The organism is Shewanella sp. Arc9-LZ (genome assembly GCF_010092445.1).
GTDB lineage: Bacteria > Pseudomonadota > Gammaproteobacteria > Enterobacterales > Shewanellaceae > Shewanella.
Map to the genome: position 1 here is coordinate 4,788,153 of NZ_CP048031.1, position 24,221 is coordinate 4,812,373.

Annotated in this window: 20 protein-coding genes; 3 read left to right on the top strand and 17 right to left on the bottom strand. The window is 42.2% G+C overall.

The window, feature by feature from the left end:
* Positions 1-8 precede the first annotated feature (8 nt).
* A complete protein-coding gene (locus GUY17_RS20560) occupies positions 9-3,170 on the top strand; it encodes an efflux RND transporter permease subunit (protein ID WP_162024195.1) in 3,162 nt (1,053 codons plus the stop codon).
* A 90-nt stretch (positions 3,171-3,260) separates the two neighbouring features.
* Here GUY17_RS20560 and GUY17_RS20565 read toward each other — a convergent pair whose 3' ends face one another.
* The 3 genes from GUY17_RS20565 to GUY17_RS20575 form a co-directional block, all read right to left on the bottom strand.
* Positions 3,261-4,220, bottom strand: coding sequence for a carbohydrate kinase (locus GUY17_RS20565; RefSeq protein ID WP_162024196.1), 960 nt, complete (start codon positions 4,218-4,220; stop codon positions 3,261-3,263).
* Between the two features lie 147 nt (positions 4,221-4,367).
* Positions 4,368-6,764 carry a TonB-dependent siderophore receptor gene (locus tag GUY17_RS20570; protein ID WP_162024197.1) on the bottom strand — a complete coding sequence of 799 codons (2,397 nt, stop codon included), beginning with the start codon at positions 6,762-6,764 and terminating at the stop codon, positions 4,368-4,370.
* Positions 6,765-7,045: 281 nt separating this feature from the next.
* Positions 7,046-8,266 (bottom strand): sugar MFS transporter, encoded by a 1,221-nt coding sequence (locus GUY17_RS20575; protein WP_162024198.1) that lies wholly within the window; start codon positions 8,264-8,266, stop codon positions 7,046-7,048.
* 187 nt (positions 8,267-8,453) lie between these two features.
* Here GUY17_RS20575 and gtfA point away from each other — a divergent pair, with 187 nt between their 5' ends.
* A complete protein-coding gene (gene gtfA, locus GUY17_RS20580) occupies positions 8,454-9,935 on the top strand; it encodes a sucrose phosphorylase (RefSeq protein WP_162024199.1) in 1,482 nt (493 codons plus the stop codon).
* A 158-nt stretch (positions 9,936-10,093) separates the two neighbouring features.
* Here the strand turns inward: gtfA and GUY17_RS20585 are convergent, their stop codons facing one another.
* From GUY17_RS20585 to GUY17_RS20610, 6 genes are all read right to left on the bottom strand, one after another.
* A complete protein-coding gene (locus GUY17_RS20585) occupies positions 10,094-11,125 on the bottom strand; it encodes a LacI family DNA-binding transcriptional regulator (RefSeq protein WP_101088655.1) in 1,032 nt (343 codons plus the stop codon).
* 152 nt (positions 11,126-11,277) lie between these two features.
* Positions 11,278-11,868: a C40 family peptidase gene (locus GUY17_RS20590; RefSeq protein ID WP_162024433.1), complete on the bottom strand. Its 591-nt coding sequence runs from the start codon at positions 11,866-11,868 to the stop codon at positions 11,278-11,280.
* 60 nt (positions 11,869-11,928) lie between these two features.
* The gene (locus tag GUY17_RS20595; protein ID WP_162024200.1) at positions 11,929-12,513 is read right to left on the bottom strand and encodes a TetR/AcrR family transcriptional regulator; all 585 of its coding nucleotides are present in this window, start codon (positions 12,511-12,513) and stop codon (positions 11,929-11,931) included.
* A gap of 388 nt (positions 12,514-12,901) precedes the next feature.
* Entirely contained in the window at positions 12,902-13,102 is a 201-nt protein-coding gene (locus GUY17_RS20600; RefSeq protein WP_162024201.1) for a hypothetical protein, read from the bottom strand.
* A 463-nt stretch (positions 13,103-13,565) separates the two neighbouring features.
* Positions 13,566-14,117, bottom strand: a complete 552-nt coding sequence (locus tag GUY17_RS20605) for a BON domain-containing protein (protein ID WP_162024202.1) — start codon at positions 14,115-14,117, stop codon at positions 13,566-13,568.
* 392 nt (positions 14,118-14,509) lie between these two features.
* The gene (locus GUY17_RS20610; protein ID WP_162024203.1) at positions 14,510-14,986 is read right to left on the bottom strand and encodes a glutamyl-tRNA reductase; all 477 of its coding nucleotides are present in this window, start codon (positions 14,984-14,986) and stop codon (positions 14,510-14,512) included.
* A 266-nt stretch (positions 14,987-15,252) separates the two neighbouring features.
* On the opposite strand from GUY17_RS20610, the gene GUY17_RS20615 reads away from it, so the two are divergent.
* Entirely contained in the window at positions 15,253-16,620 is a 1,368-nt protein-coding gene (locus tag GUY17_RS20615; protein WP_101088661.1) for a sigma-54-dependent Fis family transcriptional regulator, read from the top strand.
* A 20-nt stretch (positions 16,621-16,640) separates the two neighbouring features.
* Here GUY17_RS20615 and GUY17_RS20620 read toward each other — a convergent pair whose 3' ends face one another.
* The 8 genes from GUY17_RS20620 to GUY17_RS20655 form a co-directional block, all read right to left on the bottom strand.
* Complete coding sequence (locus tag GUY17_RS20620) at positions 16,641-18,293, bottom strand: diacylglycerol kinase family protein (protein WP_162024204.1); 1,653 nt, start codon at positions 18,291-18,293, stop codon at positions 16,641-16,643.
* A 215-nt stretch (positions 18,294-18,508) separates the two neighbouring features.
* Positions 18,509-18,703, bottom strand: coding sequence for a hypothetical protein (locus tag GUY17_RS20625; RefSeq protein WP_101088663.1), 195 nt, complete (start codon positions 18,701-18,703; stop codon positions 18,509-18,511).
* 79 nt (positions 18,704-18,782) lie between these two features.
* Positions 18,783-18,959, bottom strand: coding sequence for a DUF1328 family protein (locus tag GUY17_RS20630; RefSeq protein ID WP_101088664.1), 177 nt, complete (start codon positions 18,957-18,959; stop codon positions 18,783-18,785).
* Between the two features lie 327 nt (positions 18,960-19,286).
* A complete protein-coding gene (gene arsJ, locus GUY17_RS20635; protein ID WP_162024205.1) occupies positions 19,287-20,504 on the bottom strand; it encodes an organoarsenical effux MFS transporter ArsJ in 1,218 nt (405 codons plus the stop codon).
* 5 nt (positions 20,505-20,509) lie between these two features.
* The gene (locus tag GUY17_RS20640) at positions 20,510-21,520 is read right to left on the bottom strand and encodes an ArsJ-associated glyceraldehyde-3-phosphate dehydrogenase (RefSeq protein WP_162024206.1); all 1,011 of its coding nucleotides are present in this window, start codon (positions 21,518-21,520) and stop codon (positions 20,510-20,512) included.
* A 61-nt stretch (positions 21,521-21,581) separates the two neighbouring features.
* Positions 21,582-22,076 (bottom strand): tyrosine-protein phosphatase, encoded by a 495-nt coding sequence (locus GUY17_RS20645; protein WP_162024207.1) that lies wholly within the window; start codon positions 22,074-22,076, stop codon positions 21,582-21,584.
* A gap of 76 nt (positions 22,077-22,152) precedes the next feature.
* Positions 22,153-23,172 (bottom strand): ACR3 family arsenite efflux transporter, encoded by a 1,020-nt coding sequence (gene arsB, locus GUY17_RS20650; RefSeq protein WP_162024208.1) that lies wholly within the window; start codon positions 23,170-23,172, stop codon positions 22,153-22,155.
* Between the two features lie 64 nt (positions 23,173-23,236).
* Entirely contained in the window at positions 23,237-24,073 is an 837-nt protein-coding gene (locus tag GUY17_RS20655) for a metalloregulator ArsR/SmtB family transcription factor (RefSeq protein ID WP_162024209.1), read from the bottom strand.
* Between the last annotated feature and the right edge of the window lie 148 nt (positions 24,074-24,221).

The window sequence follows — 24,221 nt, forward strand, 5'->3', positions numbered from 1 at the left end:
ACCACATAATGTTGTCTCAATTCTTTATTAAAAGACCTATTTTTGCCGCGGTGCTGTCGCTACTGTTCTTTATTTCAGGCGCGATCGCAGTATGGCAATTACCGATTACCGAGTATCCAGAGGTCGTACCGCCAACGGTAGTGGTGACGGCAAACTACCCAGGTGCTAACCCTAAAATCATTGCTGAAACCGTTGCATCACCGCTAGAGCAAGAGATTAACGGCGTAGAAAACATGTTGTACATGTCTTCGCAAGCCACGTCCGATGGGCGCATGACGCTAACCATCACCTTTGCGATTGGTACTGATGTTGATTTAGCTCAAACCCAAGTCCAAAGCCGGGTAGAACGGGCAAAACCTCGTTTACCAGAAGAAGTACAACGCTTAGGCATAGTCACAGAAAAGTCATCACCTAGCTTAACCATGGTGGTGCATTTAACCTCGCCCGACGATCGTTATGACATGTTGTATCTGTCTAACTATGCGGTATTAAAAGTAAAAGATGAATTAGCCCGTATTACCGGTGTGGGTGCTGTGCGTGTGTTTGGCGCTGGCGATTACAGCATGCGTGTGTGGCTAGACCCTAACAAAGTAGCGGCAATCGGATTATCACCGAGCAATATAGTTGCCGCTATTCGTGAGCAAAACCAACAAGCCGCAGCCGGCAGTTTAGGCGCGCAGCCTAGCGGCGACAGTGATTTCCAATTACTGATTAATGTTAAAGGCCGTTTATCCAACGTTGAAGAGTTCGAAGACATTATTGTTAAAGTGGGTGATCAAGGTCAGATCACTCGTTTAAAAGATGTTGCCCGGGTTGAATTAGGTGCATCGACTTACGCCCTACGCTCAATGTTAGACAATAAAGACGCGGCTGCATTACCTGTGTTCCAGGCCTCGGGCTCTAACGCGATTCAAATATCTGATGATGTTCGTTCTAAAATGGTTGAGTTGTCTAAGTCATTTCCAGAAGGCTTAACCTACGACATCGTCTATGATCCTACCGTGTTCGTGCGTGGCTCAATTAAAGCTGTGGTACAAACACTGGTTGAAGCATTATTGCTGGTTGTATTAGTGGTAGTGCTGTTTTTACAAACGTGGCGCGCATCCATTATTCCATTAGTGGCGGTTCCAGTATCACTTGTGGGTACATTCGCCTTTATGCACCTAATGGGCTTTTCGCTGAATGCCTTATCACTGTTTGGCTTAGTGCTCGCGATTGGTATCGTGGTCGATGATGCGATTGTTGTGGTTGAAAACGTTGAGCGAAATATCTCAGACGGATTATCGCCCGTTGCTGCCACTCAAAAGGCAATGAAAGAAGTGACCGGTCCGATTATTGCCACCACCTTGGTACTGGCGGCGGTATTTATTCCAACGGCATTTATGTCAGGCTTAACCGGACAATTTTATAAGCAGTTCGCGTTAACCATTACCATCTCCACCTTTATTTCGGCGATTAACTCGTTAACCCTTAGCCCTGCATTATCGGCATTATTGCTTAAAGGTCATCACGAGAAAAAAGATATGCTGACCCGTGGTATGGATAAGCTGCTCGGAGGCTGGTTATTTAATCCGTTTAACCGCATGTTTGCGCGTATGTCTAACGGTTACGGCTGGTTAGTGAAGAAAATCATTCGTTTTGGTGCTGTCATTGGTATTTTGTATATCGGTTTAGTCGGCTTAACAGGCTTACAGTTTGCCAATACCCCAACAGGTTATGTGCCTGGGCAAGATAAACAATATCTTATTGCCTTTGCCCAACTACCTGATGCTGCATCATTAGATCGCACTGAAGCTATCGTGAAAGAAATGTCACGTATTGCACTAGATCAACCGGGTGTAGCCCATGCTGTAGCCTTCCCTGGTTTAAGCATTAATGGCTTTACCAATAGTACTAACAGCGCCATTTTGTTTACCCCGCTGGATGACTTTACCGATCGCAAAGATCCATCATTATCAGCAGGTGCTATTGCTGCTGCGTTAAATCAAAAATTTGCCTCGATTAATGGCGCATTTATTGCGATTTTCCCGCCACCGCCAGTGCAAGGCTTAGGCACCATTGGTGGCTTTAGATTACAAATTCAAGATCGTGCTAATTACGGTTACGAAGAGTTGTATAAAGTGACCATGCAAGTGATGCAAAAAGCATGGGCAACGCCAGAGCTAGCGGGAGTATTCTCGAGTTATCAAGTCAATGTGCCACAACTTGAAGTGAACATCGATCGCACTAAAGCCAAACAACAATCGGTGTCGTTAGACGAATTGTTCTCCACCCTGCAGGGATACATGGGTTCGGTTTACGCCAACGACTTCAACCAGTTTGGCCGTACTTATCAAGTGAACGTACAGGCAGATGAACAGTTTAGACAAACGCCTGAACAAATCGCCCAACTAAAAGTACGTAACAACCAAGGTGAAATGGTGCCTATTGGATCATTTATTAATGTCACCAATTCATCTGGTCCAGACCGAGTCATGCATTACAACGGTTTTACCACTGCGGAATTAAATGGTGGTGCTGCACCTGGATTTAGTAGCGGTGAGGCGCAAGCTGCAATTGAAAAGATTTTAGCTGAAACCTTACCTAACGGTATGACCTACGAGTGGACTGAGATCACCTACCAACAAATTTTGGCAGGCAATGCGGGCGCCTATATTTACCCATTAATTATCTTGTTAGTGTTTATGGTATTAGCCGCGCAATATGAAAGTTTAAGCTTACCAATAGCCATTATTCTGATTATCCCAATGACGCTGTTATCGGCATTAACAGGGGTACTAATTTACGGTGGAGATAACAATATCTTTACCCAGATTGGGTTAATTGTACTGGTGGGGCTGGCAACCAAAAATGCCATTCTAATTGTTGAGTTTGCTAAAGAGTTACAAGATGATGGCATGGAACCATTAGAGGCCATACTTGAAGCCGGTCGCTTACGTTTACGGCCTATTTTAATGACTTCGATAGCCTTCATTATGGGTGTGGTACCTATGGTGTTTTCTAGCGGACCTGGTTCAGAAATGCGTCAAGCAATGGGTGTTGCAGTATTCTCAGGCATGATTGGGGTGACTATTTTTGGCCTTATCTTAACGCCACTGTTTTATTATGCCCTCGCAAAACGAGGCAAAAATAAAACCGAGTTAGCCGAATCGGCCATAACACACGATTAACCGCGTTATTGATTCAATGATAACAAAAAAAGAGGTCACCTAAGGTGACCTCTTTTTTATTGCTCAATAACTCATTTACACAAATTTGATTCACGATTGCACTTGCGCCAAAACGGGCAGCGCAGGAAAAGCGCCTTTTGTCGTACACGTTATCGCACCACACTTAATTGCAAACTCGGCAGCAGTTTGAACGTTCACTCGATTAAGCAATTTTTGTACTAAAGGCCCAGGAGTAAAATATCCTTCATCACGGCCGAGTTCAAATAAGAACCCCGCAACAAAGCTATCTCCGGCGGCAGTAGTATCTATGGCCACAATTTTAGGCACCGGCAACTCAAAGGAAAACTCAGCACTGTGGCATAAAACGGACTCAGCACCATTGGTGACCAAAATTAACCTCACCTCTTGCGCAATACAGAATGCTAAATAATCGTCAAATGATACCCCACGCTCCAGAGCCAAATAGAGTGCTTCTTCTTTACTCATTTTCAACAGGTGTGTGTAACCAAAACATTGCTCTACTCGAGCTGATAGCAACCGAGTGTCTTGCCATAGTGACAAGCGCAAATTGACATCAAAACTGACTAACGTTTGTTCTTTATGCGCTTTTTTAGCTCCATAGAGACTCGCAGTGAAAATGGCCTTTTCAGTAAATGTATTTGAACAAAGATGAAAAATATCAATTTGAGACCAATCGATAGCATCAAAATCAGCTTCACGGTATAGCATGTCGGCAGTGTTTTGCCGATTAAAGCTAAACGACCGTTCCCCTTGAGCATCTAAACTGACTAACACGGTGGCAGTAGCAGCATCTGGCACTACTGTTAAACAACTGACATCCACACCTTGTGCTGCCAAGGCATCTTGCAACATCACGCCATAATGGTCAGCACTAATGCCACCAGCAAAAAAACTCTTGCCGCCTAATTTTGCGTACCCCACGGCCACATTGGCTGGCGCGCCGCCAGGGATCGGCTCGTGCACTAAACCAGAATGGCCCACTGGCAATAGATCAATTAATACTTCACCAAAACTCAATAATGTACTCATATAAAATGTCCAAAAAAAAGCCCATTTGCATGGGCTTGTTAACAGGGATTTCTAAAAACTAATGCAACCAATACCATTGCAAATAAGATGACTACAACTAGCTGACTAAAACTAGCTGATTACAACTAAGGCAATGACAATAAACGATTAAAACTCGTACTTAACAGTAGCGCTGGTTGTACGGCCGTTAATGGTTCTGGCACGAATAATATTGTTATCGGGTACCGAACCTTCTTCAGCTTCGGTAATACCGACAGTATCAAACAAGTTATTGACGTTAAGCGCGACCGATAACATATCGGTTAGCTGGTACGACGCAAACGCATTGACTTGAGTGTAACCATCAAAACTTAGGTCATTGTTATCTTGAGCATAAGACTCAGTGGTACCAATCAAATTGACCCCAACAGAGCCTTTATCAAAGTTATAACGGCCCATTAGAGAGTAAATAAAATCTGCTTGGCGACGTGGTGTGTTGCCAATTACGCTTGGGTTAAGGGCATCTTTAACAATTTCAGCATCGGTCCAGGTTACGTTACCGCGGAAGTCGAAATCGCCAACGTAGTAAGCACCTTCTAGCTCAATCCCTTTGGCTTCATATTTACGGTCAAAGAATATTTGGCTCGTGGCTTCAAAGTTTTGCTCTTCGGTTTCAGAGTAAAATGCTGTCGCAAATACCGACATATTATCGTAACGATACTTCACACCCACTTCGTACTGGTCTACTTCATCCACTGAGTCTTCGTCAGAAACTGAACCATCAGGACTCACCTTACCAAACAATAAACGGTCAGCATTAGCACGGCCACCATGGCTGATACGACCAAATGCAGCCAAATCTTCAGACACTTGGTAGTTAGCACCTAATGAGTAAGATAAGTATCCCCAGTCATAATTCACTAACTGTGGGTTAGCATTATCAATTGACGACACACTTAACTCAGGCTGAGAAATCACCCCATCACGGTTCATGTCCACTTGTGATTGCACATTACCCGCATAGTAACCACTGGCATCGCCAGAGTCATAGCGCACGCTACCGTCTAACGATAAATCGCCAAACTTAGATGACGCAGCAATATACGGTGCTTTAATGGTGTAGTCTGAATCATAATTACGTTGGCAACAATTGCCCCAATAAGGCACGCCATAAGCATATAAACCATTATCAGAGTAAGACGTACTATCTGCGGCAACCACATCTAAAAGTGCGGCATTATCGCCTTGCACTTCCATTAAGTAAGAGTTCCACATCCACGTCATATTGATATTTTGAGTGGCAGTATAAAAACCAAAAGTGACGTTAGAATCGTCAAAGGTCTTGGTTAATTTCATGTCATTGACGATAGAACCAAAGTCATTCATGGTCACATCAAAACTGTGCACCCGCATTGCTAAGTCACTGTCAAAGGCTTGGCCTGCTTTAGCACCGTTAGCATAAATAAGTGTCGAGCCTGCGCCGCCAATACTGCTAGCAATACTTGAACTGTTAGCCACTTCGGCAGGCATTAACGACATAAAATTACCGCTCACATCCGAGATACGGAAACGGTTTTCTACTAACCAATCGTCACCTAAATCAAATGAGGCTTCTAGTCCCACCGAGTTAACAATCGGATTCATACCATCACGCATATCACCACGGCTAATATTGCCGTCAGCATCTAAGCGCAGGGTTGATAACATGTTAGCTGAATGAACCGTATCAGCTTGAGCATCAAATCCGGGTATTGAGCTGCCATCGGAATACATTGGCATTGGCAAATAACCAATGCTTTTATCATTTAAGTGCTTTACATATAGACGCACATAACCAGAATCAAACTCTTTGGTTAAGTTAGCTTTAATTTGGCCACCCTTGTTTGCGGTGTAACCAGGGTCTCGCGGACCATCACCGGTGCGCACAAAGCCACCGATGTGAAAACGCATCGAGTCATTAATGCTGGTGCCGTATTCAAAATCAGTACGCAAAGTATCGTAATCTAGACCCACAGTAGATGAAATACTGCCAGCATCACTGGTACCGGTTTTACTGATGACGTTAATAATACCGCCTGGTGCATTACTGGCAGCTGTTGATGCTGAACCGCCACGGATTGATTCAATAGTTTGTGTCGTAGAATCAATACGTAAGAAAATATCCGCATTACCAAATGCAATATCACCAAACTGTAAAATAGGTAAGCCATCTTCTTGAATTTGCAAGAATTTAGCTCCACCTGAGGCAACAGGTAAACCACGTACCGCAATGTTGGCGTTACCTTCACCACCAGTCGATTCAACCTTCATGCCCGGAATAATACGGAACGCTTCGGCTGATGAACGAGGTGAGCTAATGGCTAAATCTTCTGGCGACACACTGCTCACTGACACGCTCGAGTCCATTACACGTGTACCACGTGCGACACCCGTTACCACAATGCGCTCAAGGCCAATGGCGTCTTTCTTGGTTTCCGCAGTATCTGCTTCAGCAGCCCACAAGCTCGAACTGACCATCACCGCTAGCGTACTCAATACAAGTTTTTTAGATGTGCTTATTATCATTTTTATGTCCCCACATAGAGTGTATTGATGTTGTCTTATCTCCCCATAACAACATCAGTAATATATTCATCAATCGAACTAAGCCCCCAAACTAGCTCAGTAGCGAGTCAAAAGGTTAAGGTTAAAATTAAATCCAAGCCTTTACTTAATCGATTAAGTTACAAGTTAGCAACTAAACAGTAAATTGCAAGTACAATTTATGTTCAATTATCGTTAACAGGATTAAAAAATCGTCTAAGTAGATGTTTATTAGATTAAATATTTATAATCGCAGAGGTTCATTATTTAGCGTCAGCGGTCAATAAATGTCCTGACGGATCACGAAGCAGATTGTAGGCTGCTAATAAGCACAACATAAATGCAAAGCCAGTTGCTAAATAAAACCCGTATTTAACATGACCAAATATGTCGCCTACCACTCCCATCAACAATGGACCTAATGCAGCAGAAAGCGCAGTAAAGAATAAAATAACCCCAGCAACCGAACCATGTTGGTCAACCGGGAAACAACTGATCCCTTTGGAGTTTAATGTCGGATACATCATTGACATAAACAAGCCTGATAAAGGCAATAAAATAACCGCCGCAGAAATGCCATACATCATTGCACCTAAATAACATAGGCTAATTGCTAGGCTGAACCAAAACATCACTTGCTGCCAACTGTATCGATTGAGGATCCAGCCACCTAAGAAACGTCCCAGTGCCCGTAATGTGAAAAAGATTGTTAATGCATACGTCGCGATTAATGCCAACTCACCTTCATAGTTGAGTAATAGCGTCGGCATCCATACATAAATGGCCACTTCAGTAGCAACATAAAGCCCAATCGCTAAAGAGTAGCCCAATGCATAAGGGTTTCTCATCATGCTAAACGTACTGGCTAGATTAATATCTTGAGTAGATGAGCGCTTAAGTTGCGGGTATTCAGCCTTATAAGCTAACCAACATAATATTAAACAAAACACCCCAGCACCAAAATACAGATACTTCCACGACACCCCTGTTATCAATAAATAGCTGACAATCGCCGGGCCGACCATGGCGCCCACACCGAAAAAGCCTTCGACGGTATTCATGGTACTTGAGTGTTGTTTTGAGTTAGTTGAAATATCACCAATTAATCCTAGCGCACCCGTTTTGAACACCCCAATAGCAATACCGACTAACGCCAATAAACATAGAAAATAATAAAATGACTCACCTAATGCGAACATAAAACTGGCTAGCGCAAACAGCAGTAAGCCAATTAAAATTGTTATTTTCCGGCCTAACTTATCCGCCAGAAAACCCAAAAATAGCCCACTTAATGCGATAAATAGCATTGGCATGTAATGAAATGCACTCGCTTGAGACATCGATAAATCAAATGTGTTAATCAGCTCAGGAATAATCACTCCCACCGCATCAGAAGTCATCGCGAACATAAAAAACATTAAATATGTTAGTATTCTTATCCTAGTGTTACCACTATTCTCATTACCCTTCATATGGTTAACCATACTTTTCACCTTATTGTTATATGTTTTCTTTGTGGTCACACAGTCTATTTATGGCGACACATTCGTCTTCTCCCACAGAAAACGAATTCAATATTTAAACAAAGCCCTTGAATAATGTTTCATATTGGTTAAATATACAACTTAATCGATTAAGTTTTTTTAAATACTTACTTTAAGAGTCACCAACATGAAAAATAATGTTCAGCTGATCACTTACGTAGATCGTATAGCGCACTCAGACTTAAAAGGACTCAAACAGGTTCTCGACACAGAACTGCATGATCTCTTTGGTGGCGTACATCTGTTACCTTTTTATTATCCGATTGACGGCAGCGATGCTGGCTTTGACCCTATAGACCATGCAAAAGTAGATGAACGTCTTGGTGATTGGAATGACGTAAAGCAGATTGGCCAACAATACGACATCATGGCCGACTTAATCGTTAACCACATGTCAGCAGAATCTACCGAGTTTCAAGACGTGCTTGCCAACGGCAAAAACTCTGTTTATTGGGATTTATTTTTAACCAAAGATAGCGTATTTCCAGACGGTTTAAGCGCAGAAAACCAAGCTAAAATTTATCGCCCACGTCCGGGGAGTTGTTTCACCACCTATAAACTCGCCGACGGTACACAAGCCGAGTTTTGGACGACTTTTACCTCAAATCAAATTGATATTAATGTGCATACCGCTGCAGGTCAGGCACATTTAAACAAGGTGCTAACGCGTTTTCATGAAAGCAAAGTCGATCTTATTCGTCTTGACGCTGCGGGTTATGCCATTAAAAAACCAGGCACTAGCTGTTTTATGATTGAAGAATCATTTGAATTTGTCGATGAGTTAGCCAAAAAAGCCAACAGCCTAGGCATGACCACCCTTGCCGAAATTCACTCGCATTACATGACCCAGCTCGATATCGCTAAGCGCGTAGACATGGTGTACGACTTTGCGCTGCCGCCATTGATTCTCCACAGTTTATTTAGCCAAGATGCCAGTGCATTAAGCCATTGGCTATCCATTGCCCCACGCAACTGTGTCACGGTATTAGATACTCATGACGGCATTGGCATTATTGACGCTGGCCCGGTCGGCAATAAAGCAGGTTTATTAACAGCGGCAGAAATTGATAACTTAGTTAACCGCATCCATAGCAATAGCAAAGGTGAAAGCTTACAAGCAACGGGCGCGGCAGCCAGCAATGTCGACCTATACCAAGTTAATTGCACCTACTACGATGCACTTGGCCAAAATGACATTGATTATTTAATCGCTCGAAGCGTGCAATTTTTTGCTCCAGGTATTCCGCAGGTGTATTACACCGGTTTACTGGCAGTGCCTAATGCCATGGAGTTACTGAATCAAACTCAAGTAGGTCGCGACATTAACCGCCCTTATCTACAGGTAAGCGACATTCAAACTGCCATGCAAAAACCGGTTGTTAAAGCGCTATGTGAGCTGATTACTCTACGTAATAACGTCGATGCCTTTAATGGTGAGTTCACCATGACAAACCAGGCTAATCAGTTAGATCTTTGTTGGGTGCATGGCGACAGTTCAGCCAAGTTAAGCGTTAATTTTGCCAGCAAAGAAGCCCATATCAACATCGTTGAAGCCCAGCAATCGACTCACATTGTACTGACTGATTTACTGGCTAAACACCGCGAATAATCTACGTGTGTTTTAAGCTTAAACGTAAACAAGGCGCCTAATTAGGCGCCTTGTTGGTCTCGATATGATTGTCTAGATCTGATTGTCTCGATATATTTGTATCGAACTGTTTGTATCAAACTGTTTGTATCAAGAATCGTCCGGTCATCAATATTACATCAACAACTACCACCACGAGAAAGTTCATAACCTAACACTTCAGCATGATGGGCATCAGCAATAAACATTTCTGCGGCTTTACGGCCTTTTTGTTCTGAATGCTGGAACACGGTTGTCAGCGGCGGGATAGCTCGTGAGCCTTCATCAATACCATCAAAACCCACCACACGAATATCTTCAGGGATCCGCAAACCTTGTTGGATTGCCTCGCGCATTAAACTCAAGGCAATGAGGTCACTCATGCACAAAAATACATTCGGACGCGGTACACAATTAAGCGCTTCTTTGGCTGCTATAGCAGCAAAGTCGGCATTACTTTCAGGAATATTCCAAATGCGATCATCACCAAGCTTAACCCCAGTATCACCAATGGCATCCAAATAGCCTTGCAAACGCTGATGTGCTACTGAAGTGTCGATTTCCATAGAATGAATATCATACACGCGGCAGGTTAAGTGAGTGTCGAGCAAGCGTAATCCAAGAATTGCGACCTGATCTTGCTCAGATTGAATTGCCAATTTAGCCACTTCATAGGCACCGGCTTTATTATCGATACTCACCGAAGCACTACGATGAATATTAAAGTCGACAGTGACTACTTTTTTACGGATTTTTTTTAATTGCTCGGCCAATAAACGGTTGCGAGGACGGCCATAACAAATAAAACCATCGACAAAATCATTTACGCCATTCACATTGTCAGAACTGCCGGAAAACAACAGTAAATTAATTTTATGTTGCTCAAAAACTGCCGCAACGCCTTTCATAAACTTACTGGCCACGGGATCAGACACCATGTATTCAATACTGTCCGACAACACTAATGCTACCGTATCAAATTTGCCACGCCTTAAAGATTGCGCTGCTTTATTCGGTCCAAAATATCCGAGCTCGTTACAGGCAGCTAGAATGTCTATTCGACGTTTTTCCGACAACTGATCTGGACGATTAAACGCATTAGATACCGTCGCATTCGACACACCTAATTCTTTGGCAATACTTTTTAAGGTCCAATGCTTGGAGTCTGGCATAGTGGGTCCGTTTATGTCGTGGCGTTAGCCTAAAATAGCTATAAATAACATGAATATACTGACGCTAGGCGGTAGAACATCAAATCTGAATTTCAGATACTGGCCTAGCGTTTAAGCGAAAAACGGCACCAGCTAGTTAAACTGCTGCCAAATTATAAATCGTCTTGCTGTTGAACATGATCAACAAGACTAGCGATCGACATATTTTGCTCAGCAGTTGGGTTTTTTAAGCGTTTTGCAAACCAAAAACGAGGTTTCCAATAGATATTATTCAAACTCGAAATTTTTACCCCTTTTTTAGTCGAGGCATGTAGAAAACGGTCATTGCCCATGTAAATACCGACATGACGAACGGTTCGGGTGGTTTTGAAAAAAACGAGATCGCCAGTTTTTAACTGATTACGCGGTATTTCTTTACCTAAAATACGTTGCGAGTTCACTGTACGAGGTAACTTGTCGCCAACAATATTCAAGTAGGCCAAATACACAAACCCTGAACAATCTACGCCATTTCTACTCAGGCCACCTAAACGATATGGAGTGCCTTTCCATTGATTATGAAAACTCAGTAGGTTCGACTCACTCCACTTAGGTGGTTCTGGCTTAAGCATGGGAGGAACCACCACGGGCTTAGACGCGATAACCACAGCAGGCGAAGACGCACATGCAGATAACAACAGCACTAAACAACTAAACAATAATCTTTTAGCCAATTCAACCCACTCCAAACCCCGAAAAATCATCCGAAATATAAATATTTTTGCCGCAATACACAATAAAAATAACCGCTGCACCGCTTAGCGTTAACGAGTCATCATTTGTATGCACTGCACTAAAGCCCGTTTAGCTGCCATTTTATCGATTTTAATTTGGCAGCGTAGCATAGTTCCTTGCCAATTTGACCAAAAAACACTCGCTAACGTTGATGCCGGTAAGTCCGCACGAATATGCCCTTGTTGCTGCCCTTGTTGAATAAGTGCGCTCAATAGGCCGATCCATTGATCATAAAGCTGATTCAAGGTTTGATGCAGTTGCGGCGACTGACTACTGACCTCTACCATCAAGTTACCCATCAAGCAGCCGCGTGGTTCACTGCCACTAAACAGCTCGTCAATGAGTTGATGATATCCATTTAGCACAGTAGATAAATTAGTTTTAAAGTTTACGCTTGAATCGATAGCGATAGGTTGAATACGTTGCTGGAAATAATGTTCGGCCACGGCTGCGGCAAATGCTTCTTTACTGGCAAAGTAATGATAAAAAGAACCTTTAGGAATACCCACTTCGTCGAGAATCAATTTAATCCCCACTGCACTATAACCGTGTAACGCAAAAAGCTTTTCACCTACGACGCATATTGACTGTCTACTCGCTGCACTTTTATTCATTTAGCCTCCCTTTTTTAGTGATAGGATAACTAAGAATAGACCAGTCGGCTAACTTTAGTTGTTAACAAACAAAAACATGTGCTTTTATCTATAAATTGTTCTACTAAATTAATTATTTAATGATCAACTTCCGTATCAACCCATCATCTATATACACAACCTAAACATGTTTCCGACAAAACTTAAGCTCAGTAAGCGGACCTTGAAACAAACAATTACCTATTAATACGGCTGCGTTAAACCCAGCTTTCTCCACAGAGGTGTTCAACATAAAGGTAATTAACATCAGTCAGGTTTCTGATAAGAAAAAAGCCTACGCAAAGTAGAACGAATAAGACCGTCAATAGATAGGTAAGAAATTGCTTGAACCATTCTGAATGAAACAGCATTAATCACTATGGGTATTATTGGCTATCGACTCTTGTAATAACGGCATATTGTCATCACGTCCATCACGATAGCTATTGTCCATATGCTTATCTACCAACTGTTCACAACGCTTTTGGGCTTCATATTGCTTGAGGGAATCCACTTGTTTATCGGTTTGCGCTTGGCACAACACATTGCCACAGCCAGATAGCAGTAACACTAGCCAAAGCCAACCACGGCATGACATTTAACAGCAGTTTTATCACATGGTTTGTCACAGAAAAATGCATCCATAAGTTATACCAATCCTATTAAATATGTGATCTTTCAGCGGGAGTTCAAAGTACTGTAGGCAAGGCAGATGATTGAAGCGAATAGTGATTCTCGGTAACAAGCTCCTGCGTTACTCTACCTCCAGCATCCATGCCGTCGTATTTTGAAAACATCTAACGCAGCATAAAGTACTTTGAAACCCGCCAGAATGGAGTCTCTCAGGTATTCCACTTCTGTGTTGCATCGATTTAAAAGGGAACAGCCATTTCTACATCAATGCGCCTTGAATTAAAAAACCTGAGAGACTCTGAACTGATCAGATATTTAATGAGATTGGTATTAAGTGCTACACATGCTTTTTAGGCATAAAAAAACCAGCCCAAAGGCTGGTTTGAGTATAACCGAATAGATTATCCTGTTACACGTAACTCATCGACTACATCTTTTACGTCATCGGTGTTTTTAGCGATGGCTAAGGCTAAATCACGTTCTGCATCACTCGACACTGTGCCTTTTAATGTCACTACGCCATTAGCGACATCGACGTTAATATCGGAACCTGACACGTCAGCAGAGAATAATAATCGGGTTTTCACTACGGTAGCAACTTTCGAATCTGTGAGTGAGTCACTTAAATCCTTGCTGTTTTCATCACTGTACTGCTTCATCACCGAAAGCTCATTGTTAACGTCTTTCACGCCATCTAAGCTTCTAATTAACTCTCCAGCAAGTGACTTATCAACACTGCTGTTAACTTTACCTGTTAGGGTCACGTTACCATCATGCACGTCGGTATTAATATCAAATGAGTTCAGATTTGCATTTAACAAAAGTGTGGTTTCAGCTTTACCATCGATCCACGCATCTTTTGCATCATCTTGCCAATCTTGTGCTGCATTTGCACCGAATGCCATTGAACCTAACATAATGCTCATTACTACAGATAATGTGGTCTTGTTCATAAAGTTTTCCTCCGTTGTTAATCTCAAGGAATACAATGCGTGAACCATGCCAACTTTCATAACCAACTGTTAAAGTTAACAATAACTGGTTTTAGTGTTTATTTTAATAAACTTTATGGACAACGATATCGGACTTTTTTACCGACGCTAGGTAAATTTTTCATCGTCGCAATGGGTGTTAATGGATCTCAATGTAGATTAGCCAAAATCAACCTGATCTCTCATTCAATAAACTCTCTAGATATTGAGACTATGGCTAATTCAATAGATACAAAACCATTATGTTACCAGTCAGAAAAACACGCGTTAGCCAATAATTAACAACACCCCGAACAATAAAAAAGCGCATGACAATATTGATTATCATGCGCTTTTTTAGTGCGTGCATATGACTAGGTATGAGCAACGGAGAGATTTTTCATGGTGTCACAGCTCATTTGCAGCCAAGCAATACCTTCGGCAAGTTGGCTAGCAACACGCTGGTTTTTAGTTTTTCTAGCCGTTTGCTTTAAATGAGCCAAGACCTGTTGTTCGGTTTCAACCAATACCGCTATCGCTTGGGGTAACGGCTTATGCTGTATAACCTGCTCAGCCTTAGCATAGTGTCGATGTGAGGATTGTTGATGGTAAGTTTGACTGTCTATTGGCCTTGCTTGGCTTGTTCGCACCACGCTAAACAAAGGAGTTAAACGATCCAGCATGCATTTTCTAATGTCGGCCATGCGGATAAAAATCCGTTTGATGTTGTAATCGTCGGCTCCTAATGTAGCTTGGGTATAAAATTGCTGTCCTTCTTGGCATAAATCAATTGCCTCATGTAATAGCCATACATCGGACTCAACCTGTTCGTCTCGAGTAAATGATTTCAACGTAAATCCTCCTGCATTGGATAATTTAACTGACACTTTGCTCTATAGGTTGTATAACCTATAGAGCCCCAGCACATCTGATGTAAGCAAAGCCTAAACATAAACACGTCGTACACATGGACAATATTTAATTAACCATTTGATTATTAGTGTTATTATAGTATTAGTTATACGTTAATGGCCTAACAACACTGAATGATTGTTTGTGGTAGTCACAAGGCACCCAAAGCAAACATTGGACTTAATACCACAGGGAGTGAATCGGCATGCCACGTCCAACACTTTTTTATCATCTACACCGTCGTCAAGAAGGTGAAGCACGACTCCTTGCCTTACCGAGTTGCCAGCACTTTAATAAGATTGCTAGTTCAGTTGACCAGCCCTGGTTAGACCAACTGCACAGTAACTCGATAGACGTTGCTATTATTGAATTATCGCAATTAAGCCAACTAGAATACGCAGAGTTAACTGACAGTGCGTTAATGTCTGATATTGAGTTCATCTTCTTAAGCGAAGGTAAACCGAATCCTAACTTAGATTACTTAATGTCAAAAAGCGCTGGTTATCATTTTCGTCAGCCTTACGATGCCGACGCAATCAACGACACCTTAGAAGACTTTGCCCAAGACTTGCAGTCACAATCGACAAAACAACAACAGCCATTTTCTAGTGAACTAGACCAATACGGTTTGTTGGTTGGCTCATCGCGGGCAATGCACAAGTTGTATCGTACTATTCGTAAAGTTGCCGTAACCGAAAGCAACGTACTTATTGTCGGTGAAAGCGGTGCGGGTAAAGAGCTTGTAGCCAACACCATTCACCTGGCCAGTCACCGAATCAACCAACCATTTATCGCCATTAACTGTGGTGCATTAAGCCCTGAACTGGTCGACAGTGAGCTGTTTGGCCATGTAAAAGGCGCTTTTACCGGTGCTCATCGTGATCACCGTGGTGTATTCGAGCAAGCAGAAGGCGGTACCTTATTTCTTGATGAAGTCACCGAAATGCCGCTAGAACATCAAGTAAAATTGTTACGCGTACTCGAAAACAATGAATATCGCTCTGTCGGCTCACAACAGCTTAAAAAAGCCAATGTTCGCATTGTTGCTGCCACCAATCGCGATCCAGCTGACGCTATTGATGCTGGGCGTTTCCGCGAAGATTTATATTTTCGTTTAGCGCATTTCCCTATCCTAGTGCCACCATTACGCGATCGTAGCAATGACATCAGTGGCCTAGCACAACATTTTTTAGCCTACCGAAATACTGCTGAAAAACTGACTAAAACCTTTTCAGATGATGCGATTAAACTTATCCAACAACAAAAATGGCCCGGAAATGTTCGCGAACTAAAACACGCAATAGAACGTGCATATATTTTGGCAGAAGATACTATTTTACCGAGTCATATCACGGTGACACCTCTGGAACCATCAACTGAGCCTTTAGCTGACGACGTACAAATACCTGCTGGTATGCGCTTAGATGAACTTGAAAAAGTAGCTATTTATCAAGCGCTCGACAACTCATTGGGCAATAAAAATGATACTGCCAAACAGCTAGGTATTAGCGTCAAAACCCTTTACAACAAACTCAGTAAATACGAAGACCAAACCGGTTCAGACGAACCATAGCGTCATTAAACGCCCATTCATTAAACGTGTTTGCTCGCTTCTGGCACAAGCACATTTAATGACCTGGGTTTGACTTTAATACACAAATCTTCTGATTCAAATAACTCACCATCGATCACATATTGGCAAGACGAATCTGTGTTTAAGTAGATTTTTTTTGCTTGCTCATGATGAATTTGACTCTGTTGATTATCTTCACGTTCTCCAGTTAAGCCTGCAAATAGCAACTCGGTCATACTCAATAACTGTTGTGGCGATGTCTCACTCGATTCAATCCAGGTAATATCTAACAAGCCATCGGTAATATTGGGCTCGCCATTACCTAGCGCTAACAAGCTAGTAAATGGCGCAGCATTGGCTATCACTAGGCTAGTGGTGTTAATCACTTTAATATCGCCACCATCGATCTGCACTCTTATCGACAATGGCTGGTTTTCGCCTACCGCCTCCCACAAACCATTAAGGTAGGCTAATTGTCCTAGGGCATCTTTTTGGTCACGGTCAGCCTTCGCTATCATTTTTTGTTCAAAGCCTAGCCCCACCAGCAACAACATCAACTCATCATTACATGTAGCAGTATCAACACGTTGTGAATAACCTTGAATCAAAATATCAAGCGCTTGCGATACCGGCACCAATTTACTGGCGGCGCCAAACAAAGTATGACTTAGTGCATTGGTGGTTCCCATCGGAATAATACCTAAGAAAATATCGGTATCAACAATCACTGATGCCACCTCGTTAACCGTACCATCGCCACCACAGGCAACTATAATATCTGCGCCCTTTTGTTTAGCTTGTTTGGCTAATTGCACTGCAGACTTATCTTTGGCGGTATACAGCACTTCAAGCTGAAAGTAATCCGTCAAGGTTTGGGTAATATGGTCTGCTTCATCATGCCATTTACCACCACCAGACACTGGGTTAACAATCAACCAAGCACGTTTGTGAATATTAATTTGTTGCCGACTATGCATTTTTTCTATAGCGGCCAACTGCCATTTATTTAACCGTGCCGTTTGGCGGATACTATTGATGGATTTAAGCACATCATTAACATTACGATTTCTCTCACGACAGACTAAATAAGCCGCTAATACCAACACCGAACGCCCCCGGCCTAGCGCGCAATGCACTACTACATTTTTACCATTACTGACTTGAGTGTGTAACCAATTAATGGCTTGATTTAACTGCGCGACAGTCGGTACGCTGTGATCTAATATGGGAATATTTAAATAGCCAATATTTTCATCAAACAAGGTCCACTCTAATGCGTCAAATTCGGCAGTAACATCCAAAATTGCATCAATTTTTTCATGCTTAAGTCGGTCAATATCACTGGGAAACAATCGGCAGGCTAAATACAACTGCTTATCTATTTTTTGGATTACGGGCACTTTGTCGTGCTTTCTTGCCCAGGCGTTATACAGCTGGCACCCCATTAAAAAGGGAACAAAACTCCAACTGATATACCAAGGAATGCTGCCATCTTGGCTTTTTCGGAAAATGCCTGCGCTATTAAACCAATAAGCTGAACTCACCAGCCCTAAAGATAATGCAATCCAAGCAAAAATAACCTTAAGTAACACATAAGGAAGCGCCACACATAAGCACAAAGCCAATAATGCGCCAACAGTATAGTAATATTTAATATGAATACGGGTTAGCATTGTGGTCCTCCTGTTGTAAAAAAAGCAGCACATGTGTGCTGCTTAGGCTAATACTTATCTTAATAACTATCTGGTCATTACGTCGCTGTCAGTCAAACATTCAACTTCGACTTACATTGGTTTAAATGGAGTTACTCTACCTAGAACAATGCATTTTGAGTTGTAAAACTTAACGACTTAAACAAATAAAATAGTTAATGTGATTGGTATAATGCTTAGCAGTCTGGATCTTCTGCTTTCATACCTTCTTTAACATCTTCACATGTATCTTCAACTGCATTACCGGCATCTTGGATCATTTCATCCACTTTCTCACCTGCATTTTCAGCTTTGTTATCTGAACATGCTGATAAACCGGCCGTTAACAACACCATTAAACTTGCCATTGTCAGTAGTTTTAATAAATTCATATTCATCTCCTAGATGATGGTTGTAATCGTATAAACTTGTTTAAGCAGCCTCAACTTAGATTAAGGTAAGGGGTTAATACTATCCTCGGGGAGCTTTGCCTCTAATCGCATTGGCTACTAACGAAATCACTAGCAACACAATAAAAATAAAGAAAATAATTTTCGCGATACCTGCTGCTGCACCAGCAATACCAGTAAACCCCAATAGACCCGCTATAACGGCTATCACTAAAAACATTAATGTCCAGCCCAACATAAAAACCTCCTTGGTGTACGGTTTACATTGTGATGTGCGTTGAATTTACGCTGACGATTGAAACAAATATCTTATCTCTATCGTAAAAATTAACGATTCACACCACGACTATGTATTAGTTAAAGCTAGCATCATGCCAACTTCAACAAAAAACTATAAAACCATGATTTACAGACGTTTTAAATTTAAGGTAAGAAAAAAAATAATGAAGAAGCCATAGGCGAACAGGCAATTTTTACCGATGATACGGTAAGAGTTTCAGGCTATCACGGTTAGATAACAAAATATCGATATGTAAACAAAAATGCATTTAGTGGTAGTAATGGTTTACCTTTTATGAGGCAACTTAAGTGAAATTAAGGCAGCAAGAGCTATAAAACCACTCGATATCCATAAACAAACTTCTAAGCCATAGGCTTGATAGACCCAACCTGACAGTATCGTTCCAATCAACCTTCCCATGGCATTGGCCATATAGTAAAAGCCCACATCCAGTGACACGCCATCACTGCCAGCATAGCTAACAATTAAGTAGCTATGCAGTGATGAGTTAATCGCAAACACCGCGCCAAACATTAATAAACCGATGACGACACTTTCTAGCACATAAAAATCGGCATGTAGTGCGACTGCAATCGCGGCAGGAATGAGTAGTAAATAAGTTGCCCATGTAAAAGCAGCTCGGCCGCTCGGCACTTTTCCCTGTCGTTTACCGGTGAAATAAGGTGCAATGGATTGCACCACACCATAACCAATCACCCAGCTAGCCATAAAGCTACCAACCCACCAATGATCCCAGCCAAAAGTTGTGGCTAAAAATACCGGTAATGCCACCACAAACCATACATCTCTTGCGCCAAACAAAAACATCCGCGCCGCCGACAATAAATTAATTGCCTGACTTTTAGAAAAAATGTCTTTGAATTTGGGTTTGTTTTTCGCTTTGCCTAAATCATCTTTTAAGGTCACTAAACTACATAACCATACAATGCCTAATAACGTGGCCATTAAAATAATGGCGCCTCTAAACCCTAGGCTTGTGAGTAACACACCACCTAAAAAGAATCCCACTCCTTTTAAGGCATTTTTAGAGCCCGTTAACAACGCAACCCATTGGTAAAGCTTACCTTCTGCATCTGCGGGCACTAAGGTTTTAATGGCGCTTTTGGCGCTCATTTTATTCAAATCTTTGGCGATGCCCGACAGCGCCTGAGCAGCCATAACGTACATGACGGTTAGCATGTCAGCAGGTACAGTTAGCATAACTAGTGCCACTATTTGTAGGCCTAAGCCAATATTCATAGTGTTATTTAGGCCAAGCCGTGCGCCTAACCAACCACCAACAAGATTAGTCACGACACCAAAAATCTCATAAAACAAAAACAACATCGCAATATTTAACGGGCTGTAACCCAATTGGTGGAAATACAACACCACCAGCATACGCAAAGCGCCATCGGTTAAGGTAAATGCCCAGTAATTACCGGTAATCAATAAGTACTGTTTTATCGATGGTGATAAGGTACGCAATGTATCCAGCCCCATGAAGCTTATTCCTTGTCTGCTAAGCCGACTTTGCGGGCGAGCTCAGCGGTACGATTAGCGTATCCCCACTCGTTGTCGTACCACACATACAGTTTCACTTGGGTATCATTCACCACCATGGTCGACAACGCATCGATAATGCTTGAGCGTGGGTCGGTTTTATAATCTACCGACACTAATGGGCGTTCTTCATAACCCATGATGCCCTGCAGTTCAGTATCAGCTGCTTGCTTCAATAGTTGGTTTACTTCTTCAACCGTTGTTCCACGAGTCACTTCAAATACGCAATCGGTGAGTGACGCATTGGCTAACGGTACCCGTATCGCATGACCATTTAACTTACCTTTTAGCTCTGGGAATATATGAGTAATTGCGGTAGCCGAACCCGTCGTAGTGGGTATCAAACTAATGCCACACGCACGGGCACGACGTAAGTCTTTGTGGGGGGCATCTAGAATAGTTTGAGTATTGGTAATATCGTGGATCGTAGTCATTGAGCCATGCTTAATACCTATCTTTTCATGAATCACTTTTACCACTGGCGCTAAACAGTTGGTGGTACACGATGCTGCCGTAACGATGGGATGGATGGCTTTGTCGTATAAATCATCGTTAACGCCCATCACAATATTGAGCACGCCGTCTTCTTTTACTGGCGCAGTCACCACAACCCGTTTTACACCTTGATCTAAGTAAGCTTGTAGCAAGGCTTTGGTTTTTATCTTGCCAGAGGCCTCAATCACCACATCGCATTTTGACCAGTCAGTGTCTGGGGTGGCTACATTATGGCTGCAAGGAATAGCTTTACCGTTAATCACAATGGCATCACCATTATGGGTCGCCTCATGATGCCAACGACCATGGACTGAATCAAAGGTCATTAAGTGCGCCAGCGTGGCTGCATCACCAGCAGGATCGTTAATATGCACAATTTCAACATCGTCCCAATCATATGCCGCGCGCATTGATAAACGTCCCATACGGCCAAAACCGTTAATACCTATTTTTATCGTCATAATGGTGTCCTGAGCTTGCTCTCATTGTTAAGTTATCGTTTCAAAGGTTCATCACTACATGCTAACCATTAAATGCATCAAAATATTCACGCTGAACCGGATGAACTAGCGCCTTGGGCCGCAATGCTTGTACTGCATTAATGACTTTATCTTTAGGCCAGCCTAAGCTGACTAATATCAGACCAATCACCAATCCAGTGCGGCCCGAACCGCCTTTGCAATGCACTGCAATAATGCCTTGGTTATTTAACAATTCAATAATCTGGGTTTTATGGGCTAACCACTGGGTTTCAAACTCTTGCCCTGGCGCGGCATCATCAGCAATGGGCAATTGCACCCAGGTAATGGTTTGTTTGGTACATTCTGCAGGTAAATATTCTGCTGCATTGCGTACGATTTCATCATCGAACATCAAGGTGACTAGCATTTTTGTACCTGCCGCCTTCAATGTAGCAACTGACGCAGATACAGCTTCATCTTTGGTACCAGGGCACGGAGTAAAAATCAGTTTGGCGCCATTATCTAACGTTAAAACATCATAAGGATGAGGTTGCATGGTTAACTCCAAAAAGTAACTTAAAAAACGCTTTCAACAAATTGGCTCATAAAACTGAACTCACAAGGCGACTAAATCAGTGATTAAACCAATGTTGAGTTCGATTAATAATGGCTACTAGCGATAACATCACCGGCACTTCAACTAATACCCCAACCACTGTAGCCAACGCGGCTCCAGAATGTAGCCCAAATAGCGATATCGCCACGGCCACCGCCAGTTCAAAAAAGTTAGAGGTGCCAATTAAACAAGCTGGAGCGGCAATGTTATGGGATAATTTAAGCCATTTAGCTGCTATATACGCAATAATAAAAATACCGTAAGTTTGAATAATCAAAGGCACAGCTATCAAGCCAATGGTTTGCGGATCAGACACAATGACTTCAGCTTGAAAACCAAATAACAACACCACAGTAGCCAGTAAGCCGATAATCGACCATGGTTTTAAGGTGGCCAAAAATGAGTTAACTGCGGCTAATCCATGGCGGCGATTAAGCAAGTAACGTGTTGTCACTCCGGCCAATAGCGGTAACAACACATACAGTAGTACCGAAATAAGCAAGGTTTCCCATGGCACCTGAATATCGCTCACGCCCAGTAATAATGCGGTAATTGGCGCAAAGGCAAAAATCATAATCACATCATTAACCGACACTTGCACCAAGGTGTAATTCGCATCTCCTTTGGTTAGTTGTGACCACACAAAAACCATCGCTGTACATGGCGCAACACCTAATAAAATCATCCCTGCTATATACTCTTGTGCAGATGCAGGGTCGACCAAATCGGCAAACAACACCTTAAAAAACAGCCATCCTAATGCCGCCATGGTAAAGGGTTTAATTAACCAATTAATAACCACGGTCAGCAATAATCCTTTGGGATTTTTACCCACATCTTTCATTGCCGAAAAGTCAATTTGCACCATCATGGGGTAAATCATCACCCAAATAAATACCGCAACAACCAAGTTAACGTGGGCGATTTCAAGGTTTGCTATAGCTTGAAAGATATCTGGCTGCCATAAACCTAACAACACTCCGGCCAACATACTTAAACCAACCCATACCGATAAAAACCGTTCAAACATGCCCATAACAAGACTCCAAACAATGAGGGTACAACACAAAAATATTAATAATATTTTTTACAACACAGCATTAACGACAAAAACTCACCTTGTTCGGTCTATTTTGCATAATGTCTAACCGCTCTAATGGCGACATAATCAACCCAAGGTTGTTTTCAGTGGTTTCTGCTATTACTGATTTAGCCCATTGAGGTAAGTTAGGATTGATGCGATAAAACACCCACTGACCGTGTTTTCTGTCGCTAATAATCGCAGCCTTTTTTAACAAGGCTAAATTGCGCGATACTTTTGGTTGGCTTTCTTCATTCAGCGCTTCCATCAGCTCGCACACACACAATTCACCGTGGTAATGGGTCAGCATTAAGCTTTTTAGGCGAATGTCATCGGTAAGGCATTTATAAAATGTAATGGGATCGAAATCGATTAATCGTTCTGGGGCAGATTGATTGCGATCTTCGATTTTTGTCTCGATGATAATCTCATTCGAGGCCTTGGAAGTGACTTTATTTTCCACCCGCAAAAACATCGACAAACGATTGTTAAGCTCGGTCATGGTGCTTGAAAATGGATGATTACCTGTACGGGTTTTAGGATCAGGGAAATCCCATGCCAATTGTTTACCTGCACCAGGGTAACTACGACATTCATTATTAGCTTTTTCGCAAAGGGTAATAACATAATCGAAGTCTTTGCCAGCAAAAGTCTGCAAGTGCTTAGACACTAAATCACCCGCATCAATACCAAAGTGAGTAATAGCCTCAATAGTTCGAACATCGACTTGTTCTGGCGATGTTCCGGCACTGAACACATCAAATTGATCAGCCGCTTTATTGCGTAACAACGCCTCAGCCATTTGCGAACGCGCCGAATTGCCAGTACATAGAAACAACACAGTTTTCTTTTTCATAACGGATAAACAAGAATTAAAAATATACGACCAAGTGTATATATGATTATTTATATATACAAGTAGAGATACAAAAAAACCGACTCAATATGAATTGATCGGCTTAAAGGATTAATGATATTAAAAGCGTCTTGGCGCGCTCATTTAA

Excerpts from the sequence above, each read along its gene's own strand:
- GUY17_RS20575 (WP_162024198.1), bottom strand. The coding sequence starts at position 8,266 with ATGGTTAACCATATGAAGGGTAATGAGAATAGTGGTAACACTAGGATA.
- GUY17_RS20595 (WP_162024200.1), bottom strand. The coding sequence starts at position 12,513 with ATGAATAAAAGTGCAGCGAGTAGACAGTCAATATGCGTCGTAGGTGAA.
- GUY17_RS20570 (WP_162024197.1), bottom strand. The coding sequence starts at position 6,764 with ATGATAATAAGCACATCTAAAAAACTTGTATTGAGTACGCTAGCGGTG.
- GUY17_RS20565 (WP_162024196.1), bottom strand. The coding sequence starts at position 4,220 with ATGAGTACATTATTGAGTTTTGGTGAAGTATTAATTGATCTATTGCCA.
- GUY17_RS20590 (WP_162024433.1), bottom strand. The coding sequence starts at position 11,868 with ATGATTTTTCGGGGTTTGGAGTGGGTTGAATTGGCTAAAAGATTATTG.
- GUY17_RS20645 (WP_162024207.1), bottom strand. The coding sequence starts at position 22,076 with ATGCAACCTCATCCTTATGATGTTTTAACGTTAGATAATGGCGCCAAA.
- GUY17_RS20585 (WP_101088655.1), bottom strand. The coding sequence starts at position 11,125 with ATGCCAGACTCCAAGCATTGGACCTTAAAAAGTATTGCCAAAGAATTA.
- GUY17_RS20560 (WP_162024195.1), top strand. The coding sequence starts at position 9 with ATGTTGTCTCAATTCTTTATTAAAAGACCTATTTTTGCCGCGGTGCTG.
- GUY17_RS20620 (WP_162024204.1), bottom strand. The coding sequence starts at position 18,293 with ATGCTAACCCGTATTCATATTAAATATTACTATACTGTTGGCGCATTA.
- GUY17_RS20630 (WP_101088664.1), bottom strand. The coding sequence starts at position 18,959 with ATGTTGGGCTGGACATTAATGTTTTTAGTGATAGCCGTTATAGCGGGT.
- gtfA (WP_162024199.1), top strand. The coding sequence starts at position 8,454 with ATGAAAAATAATGTTCAGCTGATCACTTACGTAGATCGTATAGCGCAC.
- arsJ (WP_162024205.1), bottom strand. The coding sequence starts at position 20,504 with ATGGGGCTGGATACATTGCGTACCTTATCACCATCGATAAAACAGTAC.
- GUY17_RS20625 (WP_101088663.1), bottom strand. The coding sequence starts at position 18,703 with ATGAATTTATTAAAACTACTGACAATGGCAAGTTTAATGGTGTTGTTA.
- GUY17_RS20640 (WP_162024206.1), bottom strand. The coding sequence starts at position 21,520 with ATGACGATAAAAATAGGTATTAACGGTTTTGGCCGTATGGGACGTTTA.
- GUY17_RS20655 (WP_162024209.1), bottom strand. The coding sequence starts at position 24,073 with ATGAAAAAGAAAACTGTGTTGTTTCTATGTACTGGCAATTCGGCGCGT.
- arsB (WP_162024208.1), bottom strand. The coding sequence starts at position 23,172 with ATGGGCATGTTTGAACGGTTTTTATCGGTATGGGTTGGTTTAAGTATG.
- GUY17_RS20615 (WP_101088661.1), top strand. The coding sequence starts at position 15,253 with ATGCCACGTCCAACACTTTTTTATCATCTACACCGTCGTCAAGAAGGT.
- GUY17_RS20605 (WP_162024202.1), bottom strand. The coding sequence starts at position 14,117 with ATGAACAAGACCACATTATCTGTAGTAATGAGCATTATGTTAGGTTCA.